Annotated in this window: 19 protein-coding genes; 11 read left to right on the top strand and 8 right to left on the bottom strand. The window is 60.6% G+C overall.

Annotation, left to right across the window (positions count from 1 at the left end; genetic code table 11):
* Nucleotides 1-35: 35 nt before the first annotated feature.
* From ACQZ40_RS18140 to ACQZ40_RS18105, 8 genes are all read left to right on the top strand, one after another.
* Entirely contained in the window at nucleotides 36-1,109 is a 1,074-nt protein-coding gene (locus tag ACQZ40_RS18140; protein WP_003523439.1) for a BMP family ABC transporter substrate-binding protein, read from the top strand.
* Nucleotides 1,110-1,321: 212 nt separating this feature from the next.
* Complete coding sequence (locus ACQZ40_RS18135) at nucleotides 1,322-2,059, top strand: FadR/GntR family transcriptional regulator (protein WP_448748421.1); 738 nt, start codon at nucleotides 1,322-1,324, stop codon at nucleotides 2,057-2,059.
* A gap of 223 nt (nucleotides 2,060-2,282) precedes the next feature.
* Entirely contained in the window at nucleotides 2,283-3,644 is a 1,362-nt protein-coding gene (gene glmU / locus ACQZ40_RS18130; protein WP_078052488.1) for a bifunctional UDP-N-acetylglucosamine diphosphorylase/glucosamine-1-phosphate N-acetyltransferase GlmU, read from the top strand.
* Between the two features lie 101 nt (nucleotides 3,645-3,745).
* Entirely contained in the window at nucleotides 3,746-5,572 is a 1,827-nt protein-coding gene (gene glmS / locus ACQZ40_RS18125; RefSeq protein ID WP_448748403.1) for a glutamine--fructose-6-phosphate transaminase (isomerizing), read from the top strand.
* Nucleotides 5,569-6,072: a GNAT family N-acetyltransferase gene (locus ACQZ40_RS18120; protein ID WP_448748402.1), complete on the top strand. Its 504-nt coding sequence runs from the start codon at nucleotides 5,569-5,571 to the stop codon at nucleotides 6,070-6,072. The genes glmS and ACQZ40_RS18120 overlap by 4 nt, the downstream gene beginning before the upstream one ends.
* A gap of 13 nt (nucleotides 6,073-6,085) precedes the next feature.
* The gene (locus tag ACQZ40_RS18115; protein ID WP_059760288.1) at nucleotides 6,086-6,754 is read left to right on the top strand and encodes a DUF502 domain-containing protein; all 669 of its coding nucleotides are present in this window, start codon (nucleotides 6,086-6,088) and stop codon (nucleotides 6,752-6,754) included.
* 118 nt (nucleotides 6,755-6,872) lie between these two features.
* Complete coding sequence (locus ACQZ40_RS18110; protein WP_448748420.1) at nucleotides 6,873-7,118, top strand: CopG family ribbon-helix-helix protein; 246 nt, start codon at nucleotides 6,873-6,875, stop codon at nucleotides 7,116-7,118.
* Nucleotides 7,115-7,405 carry a type II toxin-antitoxin system RelE/ParE family toxin gene (locus tag ACQZ40_RS18105; protein ID WP_448748401.1) on the top strand — a complete coding sequence of 97 codons (291 nt, stop codon included), beginning with the start codon at nucleotides 7,115-7,117 and terminating at the stop codon, nucleotides 7,403-7,405. Before ACQZ40_RS18110 ends, ACQZ40_RS18105 begins: the two co-directional genes overlap by 4 nt.
* A 24-nt stretch (nucleotides 7,406-7,429) precedes the next feature.
* Here ACQZ40_RS18105 and ACQZ40_RS18100 read toward each other — a convergent pair whose 3' ends face one another.
* Complete coding sequence (locus tag ACQZ40_RS18100; protein WP_448748400.1) at nucleotides 7,430-7,702, bottom strand: hypothetical protein; 273 nt, start codon at nucleotides 7,700-7,702, stop codon at nucleotides 7,430-7,432.
* 12 nt (nucleotides 7,703-7,714) lie between these two features.
* Nucleotides 7,715-9,820, bottom strand: coding sequence for an ATP-dependent DNA helicase RecG (gene recG, locus ACQZ40_RS18095; protein ID WP_448748399.1), 2,106 nt, complete (start codon nucleotides 9,818-9,820; stop codon nucleotides 7,715-7,717).
* Between the two features lie 189 nt (nucleotides 9,821-10,009).
* Between recG and ACQZ40_RS18090 the strand changes: the two genes are divergently transcribed.
* Together ACQZ40_RS18090 and mfd are read left to right on the top strand one after the other, a co-directional pair.
* Complete coding sequence (locus tag ACQZ40_RS18090; RefSeq protein ID WP_065655165.1) at nucleotides 10,010-10,321, top strand: FAD assembly factor SdhE; 312 nt, start codon at nucleotides 10,010-10,012, stop codon at nucleotides 10,319-10,321.
* 4 nt (nucleotides 10,322-10,325) lie between these two features.
* Complete coding sequence (gene mfd, locus ACQZ40_RS18085; RefSeq protein ID WP_448748398.1) at nucleotides 10,326-13,823, top strand: transcription-repair coupling factor; 3,498 nt, start codon at nucleotides 10,326-10,328, stop codon at nucleotides 13,821-13,823.
* A gap of 322 nt (nucleotides 13,824-14,145) precedes the next feature.
* Here the strand turns inward: mfd and ACQZ40_RS18080 are convergent, their stop codons facing one another.
* The 5 genes from ACQZ40_RS18080 to ACQZ40_RS18060 form a co-directional block, all read right to left on the bottom strand.
* Nucleotides 14,146-15,084: an AraC family transcriptional regulator ligand-binding domain-containing protein gene (locus tag ACQZ40_RS18080; RefSeq protein WP_448748419.1), complete on the bottom strand. Its 939-nt coding sequence runs from the start codon at nucleotides 15,082-15,084 to the stop codon at nucleotides 14,146-14,148.
* 85 nt (nucleotides 15,085-15,169) lie between these two features.
* A complete protein-coding gene (locus tag ACQZ40_RS18075) occupies nucleotides 15,170-15,997 on the bottom strand; it encodes an oxidoreductase (protein ID WP_448748397.1) in 828 nt (275 codons plus the stop codon).
* A 127-nt stretch (nucleotides 15,998-16,124) separates the two neighbouring features.
* Complete coding sequence (locus ACQZ40_RS18070; protein WP_448748396.1) at nucleotides 16,125-17,054, bottom strand: DMT family transporter; 930 nt, start codon at nucleotides 17,052-17,054, stop codon at nucleotides 16,125-16,127.
* Between the two features lie 51 nt (nucleotides 17,055-17,105).
* Nucleotides 17,106-17,774 carry a DsbA family oxidoreductase gene (locus ACQZ40_RS18065; protein ID WP_448748395.1) on the bottom strand — a complete coding sequence of 223 codons (669 nt, stop codon included), beginning with the start codon at nucleotides 17,772-17,774 and terminating at the stop codon, nucleotides 17,106-17,108.
* Between the two features lie 45 nt (nucleotides 17,775-17,819).
* Nucleotides 17,820-19,667, bottom strand: coding sequence for an extracellular solute-binding protein (locus tag ACQZ40_RS18060; RefSeq protein WP_448748394.1), 1,848 nt, complete (start codon nucleotides 19,665-19,667; stop codon nucleotides 17,820-17,822).
* A gap of 307 nt (nucleotides 19,668-19,974) precedes the next feature.
* On the opposite strand from ACQZ40_RS18060, the gene ACQZ40_RS18055 reads away from it, so the two are divergent.
* On the top strand, nucleotides 19,975-20,631 hold the full coding sequence (locus tag ACQZ40_RS18055; RefSeq protein WP_003523420.1) for an invasion associated locus B family protein: 657 nt from the start codon (nucleotides 19,975-19,977) through the stop codon (nucleotides 20,629-20,631).
* Nucleotides 20,632-20,723: 92 nt separating this feature from the next.
* On the opposite strand, the gene hspQ is transcribed toward ACQZ40_RS18055, so the two are convergent.
* Entirely contained in the window at nucleotides 20,724-21,053 is a 330-nt protein-coding gene (hspQ, locus tag ACQZ40_RS18050) for a heat shock protein HspQ (protein WP_003523419.1), read from the bottom strand.
* Between the last annotated feature and the right edge of the window lie 50 nt (nucleotides 21,054-21,103).

Raw genomic sequence — 21,103 nt, 5'->3', positions numbered from 1 at the left:
AGCATTCTCACGTCTCCAAACCAACAGGGGTAAAAATGAAAAAACTGGTCATCGCACTCGCCGCTTCGGTTGCGGCTCTCGGCGGCGTCGTTTCTTCGGCGGAAGCCGCCGACGCCAAGAAGGTCTGCTTCATCTATGTCGGTTCAAAGACCGATGGCGGCTGGACGCAGGCGCATGATATCGGCCGTCAGGAACTGCAGGCGCATTTCGGCGACAAGATCGAAACGCCGTTCCTCGAAAGCGTTCCGGAAGGTCCGGATGCCGAACGCGCCATCGAGCGCATGGCCCGTTCGGGCTGCGAACTGGTGTTCACCACCTCCTTCGGCTTCATGGATGCGACCGTGAAGGTCGCCCAGAAGTTCCCCAAGGTAAAGTTCGAACACGCCACCGGCTTCAAGACCGCCGAAAACGTCGCGACCTACAATTCGCGCTTCTATGAAGGCCGCTACATTCAGGGCCAGATCGCCGCGAAGATGTCGCAGAAGGGTCTCGCCGGCTACATCGCCTCCTTCCCGATCCCGGAAGTGGTGATGGGCATCGACGCCTTCGTGCTCGGTGCGCAGTCCGTCAATCCCGACTTCAAGGTGAAGGTCGTCTGGGCCAACACCTGGTTCGACCCCGGCAAGGAAGCCGATGCCGCCAAGGCGCTGATTGACCAGGGCGTCGACATTCTGACCCAGCACACCGACACCACCGCGCCGATGCAGGTTGCGGCAGAACGCGGCATCAAGGCCTTCGGTCAGGCTTCCGACATGATCGCGGCCGGTCCGAAGACGCAGCTTACCGCCATCAAGGACACCTGGGGCGCCTATTACATCAAGCGCACACAGGCTCTTCTCGATGGCACCTGGAAGTCCGAATCCGTCTGGGACGGCCTGAAGGACGGCATCCTGACCATGGCGCCCTATACCAACATGCCTGACGACGTGAAGAAGATGGCTGAGGATACCGAAGCCAAGATCAAGTCGGGCGAGCTGCACCCTTTCACCGGCCCGGTGAAGAAGCAGGACGGTTCGGAATGGCTGAAGGCGGGTGAAAAGGCCGAGGACGGCGTTCTGCTCGGCCTCAACTTCTACGTCGCGGGCGTGGACGACAAGCTGCCGCAATAACGGGACTTTCCATTCCCGCTGATAACAGGCCGCGCATGAAATTCATGTGCGGCCTTTGTTATTTTCATATGTTTTACGCCGTGGACGAAGTTTGCCTTTGCTTTTCAGGCGACTTGATGTTTTTCACTATATTCTGACTTGAGATATACACGTCTGGCGCGATTTTTTAAGATCGCCAACCGAACGGAAGGACATGGCACTTGCAGCGCGGAATGCTCGATGCGGCTATCGGTTTTCGAAAGCTGCAGACAAATCATGCACAGGTCGTTCACAAGCTCGGTCTCGATATCGTATCCGGCACCTTCAAGACGGGTGATATCCTGCCGGGCGATGCCGAGCTGATGGAGCGGCTGAAAGTATCGCGCACAGTGCTGCGCGAAGCGATGAAGACGCTGACCGCCAAGGGCATGATTTCCCCCAAAGCGCGTATCGGCACCCGGGTGACGGAGCGCGAAAGCTGGAACATGTTCGACAGCGAAGTGCTGCTCTGGCATTTCGAGGCGGGCGTCAGCGACGAGTTTCTGCTGCATCTTTACGATATCCGTCACGCCTTCGAGCCCTATGGCGCAGGGCTTGCCGCCATCAGGGCAAAGGACGCCGATATCGCCAAGCTCGCCGCTTACGCCAACGAGATGGGCAATACGGCCTATTCCAAGGAAAAGCGCGCGCTTGCGGATATGAATTTCCATGTCCTCATTACCGAAATGTCCGGCAATCCGTTCATGCGCACCGTCGGTTCGCTGATAAAGGCGGCTCTGGTGGGCATTTTCCGGATGAGCAACCCGGAAACCGATCCCAATGAGATTTCCGACGTGTCCGCCTCCCACCTGCGGCTCGTGGAGGCGTTTCGCCTGCGCGATGAGGCCGCAGCGCGCCGCGAGATGGAAAGGTTGATCGAAAACGGCCGCCAGCAGGTGCTGGAATTCACTGCCCGCAACCCCCGGCGATAAATCACACCGCGGGAGCGGGATGCGATCCCGTTCCAATCACGTTTGATGAAAATCGGTGCGGAAATTTGGTGCAGATTTGCATGGTTTCTTAAGTGGGCCGCCGTTATAGCAATTCCGGAATGAAATTACCGATGCGCCCGTTCGTTTTGCCGGACGGCGTGAAGTCAAACATATGCCGCCGTCCTGGCCGCCCTGCGGTCGGTGACTGGGTGTTGGAGGTCTTATGGAGCGCAGCTCTCTAGCCGTTATTCTCGCAGCGGGCGACAGCACGCGCATGAAATCGTCGAAATCCAAGGTGCTGCATCCGGTCGCCGGGCGTCCGATGATCAGCCATGTGGTTGAGGCGGTGGCTGGATCTGGCGTCGGCACGGTGGCGCTGGTGGTCGGGCGCGATGCCGACAATGTCGCTGCCGCCGCAAGCATGAAGGGTCTTCAGGTCGAAGCTTTCCTGCAGACGGAACGCAAGGGCACCGGCCATGCGGTTCTTGCCGCACGCGCAGCCATCGAGCGCGGTTTCGACGATCTCATCGTTGCCTATGGCGATGTCCCGCTCATCACGTCTGCAACGCTCGACCGGGCGCGTGAGGCGATTGCCGCCGGCGCCGATGTCGCCGTCATCGGTTTCCATACCGATCGCCCGACCGGCTACGGCCGGCTTCTGGTCAAGGATGGCGAACTTGTCGCTATCCGCGAGGAGAAGGATGCGACCGATGCGGAGCGTAAGGTTACCTGGTGCAATAGCGGATTGATGGCCATCAACGGCCGCAACGCGCTGGACCTGCTCGACCGGATCGGCAACAGCAATGTGAAGGGCGAATATTATCTGACCGATGTGGTCGAGATCGCCCGTTCCCTCGGCCGCCGCGCCGTCGCCATCGATGCGCCCGAAGCCGAGCTGGTCGGCTGTAACAACCGCGCCGAACTGGCCTTTATCGAGAAGCTCTGGCAGGAACGTCGCCGCCACGAATTGATGGTGGACGGCGTTTCGATGATTGCGCCCGAAACCGTCTTCCTCTCCTATGACACGAAGATCGGTCAGGACGTTTTGATCGAACCGAATGTCGTCATCGGTCCCGGCGTCACCATCGAGCCGGGCGCCATCATCCATGCGTTTTCGTATCTGGAAGGGGCGCATGTCGCCGAAGGTGCGGCCGTCGGCCCCTATGCGCGGCTGCGTCCGGGCGCGAACCTTCATGCCAATGCCAAGGTGGGCAATTTCTGCGAGGTCAAGAAGGCGGAGATCGGTGAGGGCGCCAAGGTCAACCATCTGACCTATATCGGCGATGCATTCATCGGCGCGGGCAGCAATATCGGTGCGGGCACCATCACCTGCAATTACGACGGCTACAACAAGGCTGAGACGCGCATTGGCGCCAACAGCTTCATTGGCTCGAACTCGTCGCTGGTTGCACCTGTCACCATTGGCAAGGGTGCCTATATCGCTTCCGGCAGCGTCATTACCGATGACGTGCCTGAAGATGCGCTGGCTTTCGGGCGCGCACGCCAGGAGGTGAAACCCGGTCGCGCGACGGTGGTGCGCGAGCGGGCGAAGGCGTTGAAGGAAGCGAAGAAAAAGTCGTCCTGACGGACGTTACCAAACGATACCGAAAGTGACCGGCGCCATAATTGCGGATTGTTCGGGAACGGTTAGTAGTTTCGGCGAAGAGATCGCCGGTGGAGAAATATATGTGCGGAATTGTCGGAATTGTCGGAACCCAGCCCGTTGCTGAACGGCTTGTCGATGCGCTGAAGCGTCTCGAATATCGCGGTTACGATTCGGCTGGTGTCGCCACCATCGACAATGGCGCGATGGACCGTCGCCGGGCGGAAGGCAAGCTGTTCAATCTCGAGAAACTGGTTTCGGAAAAGCCGCTACCGGGTGTGGTCGGCATCGCCCATACGCGCTGGGCAACGCATGGTGTTCCCAACGAAACCAATGCCCATCCGCATTTCGTCGATGGCGTTGCCGTCGTCCATAACGGCATCATCGAAAACTTCGCGGAACTGCGTGAAGAGCTGACCGCCGGGGGCGCGACCTTCACCACCCAGACCGACACCGAGGTGGTGGCGCAGCTTCTGGCAAAGTATACCGGCGAGGGTCTCGGCCATCGCGAGGCGATGCTGAAGATGCTGAACCGCGTGACGGGCGCCTATGCTCTGGTGGTGATGTTCAAGGACGATCCCGGCACGCTGCTTTCGGCGCGCTCCGGCCCGCCGCTTGCCGTTGGTTACGGTCGGGGCGAAATGTTCCTTGGTTCCGACGCCATCGCGCTGTCGCCCTTCACCAACGAGATCACCTATCTGGTGGATGGCGACTGCGCCATCGTGACCCGGCAGGGTGCTGAGATCATCGATTTCTCCGGCAAGCCGGTGAAGCGCGACCGTCAGATCTCGCAGGCGACGGCCTATGTGGTCGACAAGGGCAACCATCGCCACTTCATGGAAAAGGAAATCTATGAGCAGCCGGAAGTCATTTCGCATGCGCTCAGCCATTACGTGGATTTTGCCTCCAAGACCGTGAAGCAGGCCGACACGGCCATCGATTTCGCCAAGCTTTCCGGCCTTGCCATTTCCGCCTGCGGCACGGCCTATCTGTCCGGCCTGATCGGCAAATACTGGTTCGAGCGTTATGCCCGTCTGCCGGTGGAAATCGATGTCGCCTCGGAATTCCGTTACCGCGAAATCCCGCTCGTTCCCACGCAGGCTGCGCTGTTCATTTCGCAATCGGGCGAAACCGCCGATACGCTGGCGGCCCTGCGTTATTGCCAGCAGGAAGGGCTGAAGATCGGCGCGGTGGTCAACACGCGTGAATCCACCATGGCACGCGAATCCGATGCGATCTTCCCGATCCTTGCCGGTCCGGAAATCGGCGTCGCCTCCACCAAGGCCTTCACCTGCCAGCTTGCCGTGCTCGCTTCGCTCGCCGTTGCCGCCGGAAAAGCGCGCGGTACGGTCACGGCCCAGCAGGAAACCGAACTGGTTCGCCATCTCACCGAGATGCCGCGCATCATGAGCAAGGTTCTCAACAGCATCCAGCCGCAGATTGAAGCGCTGTCGCGCGATCTGTCGCGTTTCAAGGACGTGCTTTATCTCGGCCGCGGCACCAGCTTCCCGCTGGCGCTGGAAGGCGCGCTGAAGCTCAAGGAAATCTCCTATATCCACGCCGAAGGTTATGCCGCCGGCGAGTTGAAACATGGCCCGATCGCGCTGATCGACGAGAACATGCCTGTTATCGTCATCGCGCCGCATGATCGTTTCTTCGAGAAGACCGTTTCGAACATGCAGGAGGTCGCCGCGCGCGGCGGCCGCATCATCTTCATCACCGATGAGAAGGGGGCCGCCGCATCCAAGCTCGACACCATGGCGACGATCACGCTGCCCAATGTCGATGAGCTTATTGCGCCGATGGTCTTCTCGCTGCCGATCCAGCTGCTGGCCTATCACACCGCCGTCTTCATGGGCACGGATGTGGACCAGCCGCGCAACCTTGCTAAATCGGTAACGGTGGAATGATCGTCCGGCCGGAGCGTCAGGGCGATGAAGAGGCGATTGCTCGCGTTACGGAAGATGCTTTCCGTAACGTCGATTATAGCGACAAGACGGAACATCTGATCGTCGAGCGGTTGCGCAGGGCGGGCGCGCTTACCGTTTCACTGGTTGCCGAGGATAGCGAAGGCATCATCGGCCATATCGGTTTTTCGCCAGTGACGCTTACCAGCGGCGAGACCGGCTGGTTCTGTCTCGCGCCGCTTTCCGTAACGCCGGAACGGCAGGGGCAGGGCGTCGGCTCCAGGCTGGTGCGGGACGGGCTTGCCGTTCTGGAGCGTCTGAATGCTTCCGGCGCGGTTGTCGCGGGCGATCCGGATTACTATGGCCGCTTCGGTTTTCGCCATGTCGAAGGGGTGAATGCGCAAGGGATTCCTAACGAATATTTCACAGTTCTTCGCTTGCATGGTGGAACTCCATCCGGCATTGTCGGTTTTCATCCGGGTTTCGATGGCGACAACGCTTAATTCCGAACGGTAAATGACCGATATTCCAGTCAAAATTTCATTCGCAGCCCGGCTGCGCAATAGTTTCCTCACGGGCGTTCTGATCCTCGCGCCCGTCACCATCACCATGTGGCTGGTGTGGAGCTTCCTGCAATGGGCGGATAGCTGGGTGAAGCCCTATATTCCGGCCCGTTACGATCCCGAGCAATATTTCGATGTGGCTATTCCCGGTTTCGGCCTGCTGATCGCCGTTATCGGCATCACCCTCATCGGCTTTCTCGGCAATAACCTCATCGGTAAATGGATTTTCGGCGTCGGCGAATCCATCCTCAACCGCATGCCGCTGGTGCGGCCGATCTACAAGAGCATCAAGCAGCTGTTCGAATCCGTTCTGAAAGAGCATTCGAACTCCTTCAAGAAGGTCGGCCTGATCGAGTTTCCGTCATCCGGCACCTGGGCGATGGTGTTCGTTGCCTCCGAGGCCAAGGGCGAGCTTGCCCATCGTTTCAACGAAATGGGCCAGCAGATGGTCGCCGTCTTCCTGCCGCCGACACCGGTGCCGACAGCCGGTTTTCTGCTGTTCGTGCCGAAAGACAAGATCGTGATGCTGGATATGACGCCGGAAGATGCGGCGAAACTGCTGATATCCGGCGGTCTGGTGGCCCCGGATTTCAAGCCGCCGAAGATGATTGCGCCGGTTTGAACGCATTCGCAAGGCGCTAGATTCCTTCCTCCATTCTCACGGAGGGAGGTAAAGCCATACGGTTGACGAACCAATGTGGTTCACCAATAATCACAGTGAACCAACAAGGGTTGCGATTATGACTGCATTTACTGTGCGTCTGCCTGATGAGGTTGCCGACAAACTCGACCAATTGGCGGAAAAACTTGATCGGTCGCGATCCTACATGGCGGCGCGGGCGATTGAGGACTTTATCGCCCGCGAGGAGTGGCAGCTTGCCGAGATCGAGGCGGGTGTGGCGGAAGCCGAACGCGGCGAGTTCGGGACAGCTGAGGATCTCGCAAACATTGTCGGGAAATATGTAAAATCCGCCCGGCCGTCATGAGTGACCGGCGAATTCGTTGGACCTTACGGGCGCTGCGACGGCTCGATGAAATTGGTGCGCATATCGAAAAGGATAACCCAGCGGCTGCGGCCCGGGTGATTTCCCGCATTGTTTCAGCGGTTGATATGTTGGTGGAACAGCCAGCCATGGGGCGGGTCGGACGCATCAGAGGAACACGGGAAGCCGTGCTTACCGACATTTCCTACATCATTGCTTACCGCGTGGGCGGGGATATCGAAATTTTGACGATCATCCACACATCGCAGCGGTGGCCTTCGGCGCTTTAGCCCAACAGTCTCCGGACTTCATGGTCAGTCCTCATCATCCAGATCATCCACTTCGGTCCCCGTATTGGTCGCGTGGAATACGGGAACGAAAAGCCGCATATAGACCAGCCGCACGCTCCAGCCTTCTTCCATCGCCTGGCTCCACGCCTTCTTGCGGCCGGGCTTCTTGAACGCCTTGCCGATCGCCTTTTTCGCACTCTTCGCAAATGTCTCGGGCTGCAGGATATTCTGCGGCGAACAGAGCGCGTAGCCCTTGCGGAAGGCGGGTGGCGGGCGGCGTGGGTCGATCATGTTCATGGCGGTTCACTTTCAGCCGGCGTGCAGGAAGCGGATCGCTTCGTCGCGGCGGTGCAAATAGAGCAGGGTACGCAGCGCATTGCCGCGTGGACCTGTCAGTTCGGGGTCACGCTCAATGACGTAGGCTGCGTCCTTGCGGGCGATTTCCAGAAGGTCGGCATGGGCTTCGAGGCTTGCGATGCGGAAGCCCGGCGTGCCGGACTGGCGGGTGCCGAGCAGCTCGCCTTCACCACGCAGCTTCAAATCCTCCTCGGCAATCAGGAAGCCGTCTTCGCTGTCGCGCAGGATGGACAGCCGAGCGCGGCCGTTTTCGCTGAGCGGGCCTTTATAGAGCAGGATGCAGGTGGAGGCTTCGTCGCCGCGTCCCACACGGCCGCGCAGCTGGTGCAGCTGTGCGAGGCCGAAACGTTCGGCATGTTCGATGACCATGATCGTCGCATCCGGCACGTCGACGCCCACTTCGACCACTGTCGTGGCCACCAGCAGGCGGGTTTCGCCGTTCTTGAAGGCGAGCATGGCAGCGTCTTTTTCCGGGCCGCTCATGCGTCCATGGATCAGGCCGATATTGGCGCCGAGCATCTGTGAGAGAACCGCGTGGCGCTCCTCCGCCGACATCAGCTCGGACTCTTCCGTTTCCTCCACCAGCGGGCAGATCCAGTAGGCCTTCTTGCCTTCCTTCAGCGCCGCACGAAGTCGCTCGACAATATCGCCGATCCGTTCGGTGGGGATCGTCACGGTCTGGATGGGTTTGCGGCCCGCCGGTTTTTCGGTGAGCTTGGAGACATCCATGTCCCCGAAAGCAGCCAGAACCAGCGTGCGTGGAATGGGCGTGGCTGTCATGACCAGCATATGCGGCGTGATGCCCTTGGCGGTGAGGCGCAGGCGCTGGTGCACACCGAAGCGATGCTGCTCGTCCACCACTGCCAGCACGAGATTCCTGTAACTCACGCTGTCCTGAAACAGCGCATGGGTGCCGATGACGATCTGCGCTTCGCCGGACGCGACGCGCTCCTCGATCTCGCGGCGCTCCTTGCCCTTGGTGCGGCCGGTCAGCACTTCGACGGTGATGCCTGCTGCCTGAGCGAGTTTGGATATGGTGGCGTAATGCTGGCGGGCGAGGATTTCGGTCGGGGCCATCAGTACCGCCTGTCCGCCGGCCTCCACGGCGGTCGCCATGGCCATCAGCGCCACCAGGGTCTTGCCGGCACCGACATCGCCCTGCAGCAGCCGCAACATGCGGTCTTCGCCGGCCATGTCGGTCAGGATATCTTTCACCGCAGCGCTCTGGCTCGCCGTCAGCGAGAAGGGCAGTTGCGACAGGATCTTTGCGGCGATATCGCCCCTGGCGCGGATCGGCTGGCCCGCCACCTTGCGCAGTCGCTGGCGCACCAGCGCCAGTGACAGCTGCCCGGCGAGGAATTCGTCATAGGCAAGCCGCCTGCGTGCCGGCGCCTGCGGCTCGATATCGGCGCTGTCGCGCGGGTCGTGCAATTCGCGGAAGCTTGAAGCGACGTCGCCGAAGCCATGGCGGGTCTTCAGCGTCTCATCGATCCATTCCGGAAAGACCGGCAGCTTTGAAAGCCCGCCTTCGATTGCCTTGCGCAGCACCTTGGCAGACAGCCCGGCGGTCATGGGATAAACGGCTTCCACCAAAGGCAGGTTTTCCGCCTCGGAAAGCTTCACCATGAAATCCGGATGCACCATGGAGGCGCGGCCGTTGAACCAGTCCACCTTGCCGCTGACGAGAACCTCTTCATCGACGGGCAGGGCCTTGGACAGCCAGTCGCCCTTGGCGCGGAAGAAGGTCAGCGCCAGTTCACCGGTTTCGTCATGCAGGAAGACGCGATAGGGCGCGTTGCGGTTTCCCGGCGGTGGCGGCTGGTGGCGGTCGATGCGTCCCTGAATGGTGACAATGGCGCCGGGTGCTGCCAGCGCAATGCCGGGGCGGTTGCGGCGGTCGATGACGTTGGATGGCGCGTGGAAGAGGAGATCGATGACGCGGGTGTCGTCGGCGCTTTCCCGGCTGAGCAGCTTGGCCAGAAGATCGGCAAGTTTCGGCCCCACACCGGCAAGGGTGGAGACGGAGGCAAACAGCGGATCAAGAATGGCCGGGCGCATGGGTCAGCAAAATCGGGGAAGGGGGCGGCTTATGCAAGACTTCGCTGGTCACAAAGGCGGGTTATCACCGGCAGATTTTCACCGCCGTGGCATTATTTCGATAAAAACCGGTTCCCAAGCGTTCGCCTCCTGTTCTATAGGAGGTCGCAGTCAACAATTTGTTGATTAATCAACCGAAAGGTGAATGCGATGACTGGACTGGTGCGCACGAGTGCCGACCTCGATCCGAGACGCCGGCGGATTCTTTACCGCTGCTGGCATCGGGGCATTCGCGAGATGGATCTGGTGCTCGGGCAATTCGCGGAAGACAATATTGCCGGGCTTTCCGATGACCAGCTCGACGAGTTGGAAGTCATTATGGCGGAAGAGGATAACGACCTCGTCAAGATGGTGACCGGCGCCCTTGCCATACCGGAAAAATTCCAGACCCCGCTGTTTGAGAAGATCGCCTCCTACCGTCCCGATTTCGATCTCGTCACCACTGACACCCTGAAAGCGTGAGAATATGATAGCCGGATTCGATGCAAAGCTGGTGTCGTCGGCCGATACGCCGCTGACCATCGGAAACGTGCCTTCCGGCATGGAAGCCCTGTTGCTTGCCGATATGGCGCGGGCGGGCACGTCGGTGGCTTATGTGATGTCGGATGGCCAGCGGGTCGCCGATCTCGAACAGATCCTCGGTTTCGTCGCACCTGACATTCCGGTGATGACGCTGCCCGCCTGGGACTGCCTTCCCTATGACCGCGTGTCACCGAGCGCCGACACCTCGGCGCGCCGGCTGGCGGCGCTCTCCGGTCTGATTGCCCATGCGAAGAAACCGCATCCGGCCATCGTGCTCGTCACCGTCAACGCCATGCTGCAGAAGATGGCGCCGCGCGACATTATCGAGAGTCTCGGCTTTTCTGCCAAACCCGGCAACCAGATCCGCATGGAGGAGATTGCCGCGCGGCTGGAGCGCAACGGTTTCGACCGGGTGGCGACGGTGCGTGAAGTGGGTGAATTCGCCGTGCGCGGCGGCATTCTCGACGTCTTCGTGCCGGGCACGGAAGAGCCGGTGCGGCTCGATTTCTTCGGCGATACGCTGGAAAGCATCCGCACCTTTGATCCGGCCAGCCAGCGTACCATCGGTCAGGCGCGCTCGCTCGATCTGAACCCGATGAGCGAAGTGACGCTGACGCCGGATACGATCAGCCGTTTCCGCAAGAATTACCTGTCGCTGTTCGGTGCGGCGACCCGCGACGACGCGCTTTATCAGGCCGTCTCCGAAGGTCGCCGTTATGCCGGCATGGAGCATTGGCTGCCGCTGTTTTACGAGCAGCTGGAGACCGCCTTCGATTATCTGAAGGATTTCCGCATCGTCACCGAACACACGGCGCGGGAGGCCGCGAAAGAGCGCTCCAAGCTGGTGCTCGATTATTACGATGCGCGCCGCAGTTCCGGCGAAACCAAGGGCTCGACGCAGGGTGCGCCCTACAAGCCGGTTTCGCCCGGCCAGCTTTATCTCGATGGCAAGAGCTTCGATGCCGCGCTCGCCGCCGTTAACGCCGTGCGTCTGACCCCTTTCAACGAACAGGACAGCGAAGGCCGCCCGGTCGCGACGCTCGACGCCCATGTCGGTCCGCGCTGGGCGCGCCCGCCGACCGAAGGCGAGAGCGAAGAGCGGGTCAATGTTTTCGATCTGGCGGTGAAGCACATTGCCGAGCGCCGCGCCAAGGGCTGGAAGGTGCTGATAACAGGCTGGTCGGAAGGTTCGCTCGACCGGCTGTTGCAGGTGCTGAACGAGCACGGGCTTGAGAAGATCAAGCCGGTCACCTCGCTGAAAGAGGTGGAGAAGCTCGGCAAGGGCGAGGCGGCCTCGGCGGTTCTGAGCCTTGAGGCGGGATTCGAGACCGGAACACTGGCCGTTATCGGCGAGCAGGATATTCTCGGCGACCGCATGGTGCGCCGCTCCAAGCGCCGCAAGCGCGGCGCGGATTTCATCTCGGAAGTGGCGGGGCTGGATGAGGGCTCGCTGGTTGTCCATGCCGAACATGGTATCGGCCGTTTCGTTGGCCTGCGGACAATCGAGGCGGCGGGTGCGCCGCGCGCTTGTCTGGAACTGCATTATGCCGATGACGCCAAGCTGTTCCTGCCGGTTGAAAACATCGACCTTCTGTCCCGTTACGGTTCGGATGCGGCGGAAGCGCAACTGGACAAGCTTGGCGGCGGCGCATGGCAGATGCGCAAGGCCAAGCTCAAGAAACGCCTGCTGGACATGGCAGACGAGCTTATCCGCATCGCCGCCGCGCGCCTGGTGCGCCATGCGCCGGTGCTGACTGCGCCGGATGGGCTTTACGACGAATTTGCCGCCCGTTTCCCTTATGACGAGACGGAAGACCAGCTGAACGCGATTGAGTCCATTCGCGAGGATCTCGGCGCTGGCCGGCCGATGGATCGGCTCATCTGCGGCGATGTCGGTTTTGGCAAGACCGAGGTGGCGTTGCGCGCCGCGTTCCTCGCCGCCATGAACGGCGTGCAGGTGGCGGTGGTGGTGCCGACCACGCTGCTTTCCCGCCAGCATTTCCGCACCTTCTCGGAACGCTTCCGTGGGTTGCCGATCCGGGTGCAGCAGGCTTCGCGCCTCGTCGGCTCCAAGGAATTGACGCTGACGAAAAAGGAAGTGGCTGATGGCAAGACGGATATCGTCGTCGGCACCCATGCGCTGCTCGGCGCGGGCATCAGCTTCGCCAATCTCGGCCTGCTGATCATCGACGAAGAGCAGCATTTCGGCGTTAAGCACAAGGAGCGCCTGAAGGAGCTGAAGAGCGACGTGCATGTGCTGACGCTCTCTGCGACGCCCATTCCGCGCACCCTGCAGCTTGCCATGACGGGCGTGCGCGAATTGTCGCTCATCACCACCCCGCCGGTGGACCGCATGGCAGTGCGCACCTTCATTTCGCCGTTTGATCCGCTGGTGATCCGCGAAACGCTGATGCGCGAACATTATCGCGGTGGCCAGAGTTTTTACGTCTGCCCCCGTCTTGCCGATCTTGCTGACATTCACGCCTTCCTGCAATCGGATGTGCCGGAACTTAAGGTGGCGGTGGCGCATGGGCAGATGCCGGCAGGCGAACTCGAAGACATCATGAACGCCTTCTACGACGGCAAATATGATGTGCTGCTGTCGACCACCATTGTCGAATCCGGCCTCGACGTGCCGACCGCCAATACGCTGATCGTGCATCGCGCCGATATGTTCGGTCTGGCCCAGCTTTACCAGCTGCGCGGCCGTGTCGGACGTTCCAAGGTGCGCGCCTTCGCGCTCTTCACCCTGCCGGTCAACAAGGTGCTGACGACGATGGCGGAGCGGCGGCTGAAGGTGCTGCAATCGCTCGATACGCTGGGCGCCGGCTTCCAGCTTGCCAGCCACGACCTCGATATTCGCGGCGCGGGCAATCTGCTCGGCGAGGAACAGTCCGGCCACATCAAGGAAGTCGGTTTCGAGCTTTACCAGCAGATGCTGGAAGAGGCGGTTGCCGAAGTGAAGGGCGACGAGCAGGTGCAGGATAGCGGCTGGTCGCCGCAGATTTCGGTTGGCACCTCCGTCATGATTCCGGAGGATTATGTTCCGGATCTGCATCTGCGCATGGGTCTCTACCGCCGTCTCGGCGAGCTTGCGGATATAAGCGAGATCGATGGTTTCGGCGCGGAAATGATCGACCGTTTCGGCCCGCTGCCGAAAGAGGTGCAGCATCTCCTCAAGATCGTCTACATCAAGTCGCTCTGCCGCACCGCCAATGTCGAGAAGGTGGATGCCGGGCCGAAGGGCGTGGTCGTGCAATTCCGCAACAAGGAATTCCCCAACCCCGCAGCGTTGGTCGCCTATATCGGCAAGCAGGGCACGATGGCGAAGATCCGCCCCGATCACAGCCTGTTCCTGACCCGCGACCTGCCGACGCCGGAGAAGCGGCTGGCGGGGGCGGCGATGATCATGACACAGCTGGCGGAACTGGCGCGGTCCTAAAACTTCGGGAGGTCGTCAACCCAAAGCGGACCGATGCGCATGGGGCTTACCCCCCTCTGTCCTGCCGGACATCTCCCCCTCAAGGGGGGAGATCGATCTGTGGCAAGGTCTCGCCCATCTGGAAGCTTGAAAATGAAGCGACAAAAGGGCCTCTTGCCGATCTCCCCCCTTGAGGGGGAGATGCCCGGCAGGGCAGAGGGGGGTAAGCCCCATGCGCATCGGTCCGCTGTCAATGGACAACCTCCCCAAAGCCAACACCGATGCGGAAAGCGAGAGGCAGCTTCCGGCCTTTGGCCGGTAGCTGACGACGCTCTGTTCAATGTCAGTGTCTCCCTCGCCACTGGGCTGGCGTCACACCTTCCCAGGTTCGAAACGCCCGATAGAACGAGCCGGTGTCCTGGAAACCCAGCAGGAAGGCTATCTCTTCAATTCCATTGCGTTTGTCTGAAAGCAGGTCGCGGCCGAGTTCCTGCCGCGCCTGCTCAATGAGCGCTCGATAGTTCGATCCCTGTTCGGTGATACGACGCTGTAGGGTTCTTTCGCTCATGCCGAGTTCGCGCGCCACCTCGGAAATCTCCGGCTTGCCGCTTGCGATGCGGCGTTTGATCAGAATCTTGACCTGCTCCGGCAGCGAGGATTGCGCCTCGATCTCCCCAAGGGAGGTCGCAAGCGCGGGCTCCAGTATAGCCAGCAGTTCGGGATTATGGCCGGCAAAGGGAAGATCGAGATCGTTGCGTTTCAGCACCATGGCATTCTGCGGACAGCCGGTGCGGATGGGTGCATTGAAATAACTCCGATGGACGTCGGAAACAGGTCCACGGCGAATCATCTCCACTCGAACCGGGGTGACGTGTCTGCCGGTGCCCCGCCGCCCCAGTTCGAGAAGGGCGGCGAAAGTGACGTCGGCCGCAGCGTCCGGCTCGGCCTCGTCAGTGTGCAACCATCTTACGGCGATCCGGGCTTCGCCGCCGTTTTCCGTTACCGAAAGCTCTTCCGGGGTGCACAGCCGCTTGAAGCGGGCCAGGCGGTGCAACCCGTCGCGATAGTCGCGGGCAAAGAAGGCTGACATGGTGGCGGGTGGATGCATCGCCGTGTCTGTCTCGACCGTCATCCGGAGGCCGATGGCCGAATCCTGCGACAGGGCCTCGACCGCCCGCCACAGGTCGAAATATTGCGCCGTGGTCAACCATGCATCCGGAGCGATGTGCAGCGTTGCGGGAAGCTTCGCCTGCCGCAGCAGGGCCGGAGCGGGCAGCCCCATACGCTCCGCCGCCCGCCAGAAAGCCTGGGGCAGCCTGCACCTGTCGCTCAAATCCCTGCTCATGATCCGACCTCCGGCCTTCTTTCTACATCTGGCTTCTGATCAGCCTGTCGAAGGCCCGGTCGCCGAACCATTTGCGCACGCCGATCATCAGCCGGGCGTATTTGCCGGCCGCATAACGTGTCTTCGGGCGGGCGGACCTGACCGCCTTGCTCACCACATCGGCAATGAGCTCGGGATCGGTGCCCATACCCTTACCGTAGCTTCGGTCCATGGAAGCCGCAACGCTCTGCGCCATCTTCGCATAAGGGCCGTTTGCCGAGCGTTCGAGGAGACCCTGCGCTGCGGCAGCGCCGAAACCGGTCTCGATCAGGCCCGGCTCGACCACCACGACGCGGATGCCGAATGGCTCGGCTTCCAGCCGCAGACTGTCCGACCAGCCTTCCAGCGCGTGTTTGGTCGCGTGATACCAGGCACCCAGAACGGTGTAGATCTTACCACCCATCGAGGTGATGTTGACGATGGTGCCTTTGCTCCTTGCGCGCATGGCCGGCATAAGGAGTTGGGTCAGACGGGCGGTGCCGAAAACGTTGACCTCGAACTGGTAGCGCGCCTCGTCGAGCGGAATCTCCTCGACGGGGCCGTAGAGCCCGTAGCCGGCATTGTTCACGAGCACATCGACGCCACCGGATCGTGCGGTAATCGCGGCAACGGTGGCGACGATGTCCTCGTCGCTTGAGATGTCCATGCGCAGCGCAACCGCGCCGAGCTTTTCCAGGTCCGTCATCCTGTCGATGCTGCGCGCGGCGACATAGACGAGATAGCCATCGGCGATCAGGCGTTTGGCGATGCTTTTGCCCATGCCGGATGATGCGCCGGTAACGAGGGCGGTCGGTTGGGTTCGTATGTTCATGTTGGCACCTCTTGCTCTTGGATAGGGCCAACATAGGTCGCGCATCGTGCCATCGCAGTGGCGGAACACGCCATATCTATGGTGCAAGCCGCCAGGTCTCTCTTTCAACCTTTGAAGGGCAAACTTATCAGGGGCCTTCCGGCGTGATGCCGACGGCCACGTTCTGGTCGGTGGCGGCGATCGAGGCGGGCAGCGGCACCTTTCTCTGCTTCTCGCGGATCAGCGTCAACAGGCCGGAGCCGACGATGAGGGCGATGCCGACCAGCATCCAACCGTCGATACGGTCGCCGAAAATCAGGTAACCGAACAGGATGGCCCAGAGCATCTGGCTATATTGCGTCGGGCCGATCATGGCGGCGGGCGCATATTGGGCGGCATACATGACCAGCACGTTGCCAAGCGCGCCGAGCAGGCCATATCCCGCCAGCAACAGCCATTGCTCGCCGGCTGGCATAACAAACGTCGGCACCATGGCGATGCCGCTTATGGTGAGACAGCCGAGCACACCGGCACCATAAAGCGAGACGTTCTTTTCCGATGGCCCCATGGCGCGGAAAATGACAATGCTGAGCGCACCGCTGAAGCCGCCGATGATCGCGCCGAGATGGCCGATGCCGAGTTCGCGGAAGCCCGGACGCAGGATGACCAGCACGCCGAGGAAACCGATGATGACGGCCGACCAGCGCTTGATGCCCACCTGTTCCTTCAGGAACACCACCGACATGATGGTGACGAAGGAAGGGAGCAGGAAGATCAGCGCGAAGGCTTCCGCCATGGAAAGATGGGTGAAAGCGGTCACGCTGCCCACTGCGCCGGTGCCGGCTGCAAAAAAGCGAATAATCCACAAGGGGCGGTTCGTCGTCTTCACCACATCCACCCAGTGATCATTGCGCTTGCGAATGAAGGGCAGGGCGACGAGGCCGAAAAGGGCGCCGAAGAAGGCCGATTCGATCGGTGAAATCTGGCCTTCTATGAGTTTAACGCTTGCATCGCTCCAGGCGTAGGCAGCGAAGGCGGCAAAGGCAAGCAGAATGCCTTTCAGGGTCTGGTCGGACACGGAAACACCGGCGAAAAATCGAGTTGATGAAAACCGCCGGTGGTTTGACCGTCAGTTCATCGATCTATGCTCGTCCGCCTTGATTTTTGCAATATCCCGCAGTGCAGCAATCAATGCGTCCGGCGTTTGTGCACCGCTTATGGCGTATTTCTGGTCGATGATGAAGAAGGGCACGCCGGCGACGCCCATTTGCTGCGCCGCATCGATTTCGGCGATGACGGTGTCCTTGTCGGCGTCGGAGGCGAGAAGCCGGGCCACGACCTTGGCGTCCATGCCGGATTTTTCGGCCACATCGGTCAGCACCGCGTGATCGCCGATGTTGCGCCCTTCCTCGAAATTGGCCTTGAACAGGGCGGTGACGACTTTTTCCTGAACGTCGCGGCCTTCGGAATGCGCCCAGAGCGACAGCCGATGGGCGTCGAGCGTGTTCGGGCCGATCTTGATCGCATCGAAATCGTAATTGATACCGACTTCCCTGCCGAGTTGCATCAGCGTGGCATGTGCCTGTTCCAGGCGTTCCTTGCCGAGCTTTTCCTCGAGAGCGGCTTTCTGATCGACGCCTTCAGGCGGGTAATCCGGGTTGAGGCGGTAAGGACGCCAGTTCACGTCGACGCTGATTTCGTCCTGCACCTCGGCAATGGCGAGATCGAGCCTTGCCTTGCCGAGATAACACCACGGGCAGACCATATCCGATACGACGTCGACAACGATGCGTTCCATGGTTTTATCTTCCCTTTTCTCTGCCGGGGATGGGTGCGGTGCGGTTTATTGCGCCCGCGCATCCCACCAGGTCTGTTTCTGATTGCCGGATATCGGCGTCATATCCGGGCGGTCGATATATTTCCAGCGGGCCACCCATTGCGCGCCGATATAATAGAGCGGAATGACATAGTGGCCGGCAACGAGAAGGCGGTCGTAACCGCGCACCGCCGCCTGAAAATCCTCCGTCGACCTTGCCTGCAGCAGGGCCTCGATCATGCGGTCTATATCGGGATTTGCGGCACCGGCATAGTTGAAGCTGCCCTGCGCATCCCGCGAGAGCGAACTCCAGCGGTTGAGCTGTTCCATGCCCGGTGAGAGCGAGGAGGGCAGGGAGCGGATGATCATGTCATAGTCGAAGCTGTTCGAGCGGGCCTGATATTGCCCGTCATCGACCGAGCGGATGCCCATGGCGACGCCGATCAGGTTGAGCGAACGCTGATAGGCAAGCGCGATGCGCTCCTGCGCCGGGTTCTGCGTCATGATTTCGAAGGCAAGCTGACGGCCGCTGGCGTCGGACATTCTGCCGTTCTTGATGCTGTAGCCAGCCTCTTTCAGCTTGTCGACGGCCATTTTCAGAACTTTGCGGTCCGCGCCGGTGCTATCGGTGGTCGGCATGGCATAGGTTCCCGCTAGCAGTTCCGGCGGCATGGTTTTCGCCGCGTCGCCAAGCAGGGCAAGCTCGCGCTCGTCGGCGGCATTACCATAAGCGCCGAGCGGGGAGTTCTGCCAGTAACTCTGCGTGCGCTTGAAGGAGCCTCCGAGGATGTTCTTGTTCATCCATTCGAAATCGAGCGCATAGGACAGGCCTTCGCGCACCTTTTCGTCGGCGAAGACGGCGCGGCGGGTGTTGAAAACGAGGCCGAACATGCCGGTGGGCAGACGCGGCTGGAAGACGTCCTTGACGATATCGCCGCGATGGACGGCCGGAAAATTGTAAGCCTGTCCCCAGTGGGAGGTATCGGACGTGCCGTTGATGGCGTCGCCTTCAGGATAAATGTCGATATCACCCTTCTTGAAGGCTTCGAACATGGTGGTGACCTGAAGGAAATAGGTGACGCTGATCTCGTCGTAATTGTCGAAGCCGACCTTGCCGGGAATATCCTTGCCCCAATAGTCCGGGTTCCGCTCCCAGATGATTCGTTCGCCCGGCCGAAGGGTTTTGATTCGGTATGGACCCGAGCCGACGACCGGGCCGAGGCCCGCCTGCTCGAATTTTTCCGGATCGATCGCATGTTTCGGCAGGATCGGGGTGGAGGAGGCGAGAATGAGCGGCGTTTCGCGGTTCGCCTTGTCATTGAAGGTGAAACGCACGCTGCGATCGCCGATCTTTTCCAGCTTCGCCACGCCGTCCAGACGGGTGTTGAAGGGTGGGCGGCCTTTTTCCTTGAGGAGGTTGAAGGTGAAGATCACGTCATCCGCGGTCACCGGCTCGCCATCGGACCATTTTGCCTTCGGGTTGAGGTTGAACTGGACGAAGCTGCGCTCCTCATCCCACTCCGCGGTTTCGGCGAGCAGGCCGTAAAGGCTGAAAGGCTCGTCGCTGGAGCGCAGCATCAGCGGTTCGTAAAGAAGATTGCCGAATTCCGGGTCCCAGACCCCGCGCGCGGTGGTGCGCATTCCCTTGAGAACGAAGGGATTGAGGCTGTCGAAGGTGCCGACGACGCCGTAAGAGATTCGGCCGCCTTTCTTCACGTCCGGATTGACGTAAGGGAAGTGGCGGAAATCTGCCGGCATGGCAGGCGTACCATGCATGGAAATGCCGTGAAGCGGCTGCGCCAGGGCGGTTCCGGCGGGAAGCAGGGATGATCCCAGAAGGAACAATGCGGGGATGAAGGCCGCAAGGTTGCGCATGTCACTATCCTGTCTCAACGGTCAGTCCGATATGTGGACCTGACCGGTTTATCGTCATGATTCTGGCAGATATGTAGCACACGGACATTGCATGACCCATGCAACGGCGGGAAATCTTGGGTCAGCTCAAGAAAAAGTTAAAGAAGTGCTGGATATCGCCGCGATCGGCATGTAACAGGGGGACCGGAAGAGACGGGTCACGCATTTGCCTCATTTAAACGACAGTTGAACGGGCAGAAGGATACCGCCATCGGCGAACAGGATCTTGCGGTTCTGTTCTGGCAGACATTCAGGAGACGGAACTCTTATGATGCACAAGGCAAACACATTCACCCGGACGGCTCTGTCCGCTCTGGTCCTTTCTCTCGGCGCAATGTCCGCTCCGGCCATCTCGCAGGCTCAGGATGCTGCTCCCGCCGCTCAGGGCGCTGGCGCTCCGCCGCTCGGCTGGTTCAAGACCTGCTCCAAGCAGGAAGACAACGATGTCTGCGTCGTGCAGAACGTGGTTCTTGCCCAGAACGGCCAGATGATCACCGCCGTCGGCCTCATCACCGTTGAAGGCAAGGTCAACCGCAAGCTGCTGCAGGTCTCCGTTCCGACCGCGCGTCTCGTTCCTCCGGGCGTGATGATGCAGATCGACGGCGGCAAGGGCCAGAAGCTCGATTACGCCGTTTGCCTTCCTGACAAGTGCACGGCTGAAGTTCCGCTGACGGACGCCATGATCGCTTCCCTGAAGAAGGGTAGCGAGGTGGTCTTCACCTCCATCAACTTCCGCCGCGCGCCGAACCCCATCAAGATCGCGCTCTCCGGCTTCACCGGCGCTTATGACGGCCCGGCGATCACCCAGTCGCAGCTTGCCGAAAGCCAGCGCAGCCTGCAGGAAGGCATGCAGAAGAAGGCTGAAGAGGCCCGCAAGAAGCTGGAAGCCGCTCAGGACGCTGCCAAGGGCGCGCCAAAGCCCTGATTGCAGCGTAAGCTCCAAAAACAGGAAAACCGGTCTGGCGACAGGCCGGTTTTTTTATGCTCCTGGGAGGGAGGGGAGAAATTTGGCGGGCGTCAATGCGCCGTCGACATTTTCGGGCGCCATTCGCCATTCGGCGCCTTGTCGAAGATGCGGCCGATATTGGGATTTCGGAGCGGCGTCTCATTTTCGTCGTGGACGAGGTTCTGTTCGGAAACATAGGCGACATATTCCGTCTCCTCGTTTTCAGCCAGAAGATGATAGAAGGGCTGGTCGCGATCCGGCCTGATTTCCGCAGGGATGGCATTCCACCATTCCTCGGTATTGGCATATTCCGGGTCCACGTCGATCACCACACCGCGGAACGGAAACACCTTGTGGCGGACGATTTCGCCAAGCGTGAATTTTGCGTTTCTTTGTTTCATGGCATGTACTTCCTTTCCCAATACTAGGTGGTATCGGAATGCGAAATATC

Source organism: Agrobacterium sp. 16-172Ci, from assembly GCF_053522725.1.
The sequence above is the reverse complement of the archived record's forward strand: the minus strand, read 5'-3'. Positions and strand labels throughout refer to the sequence as shown.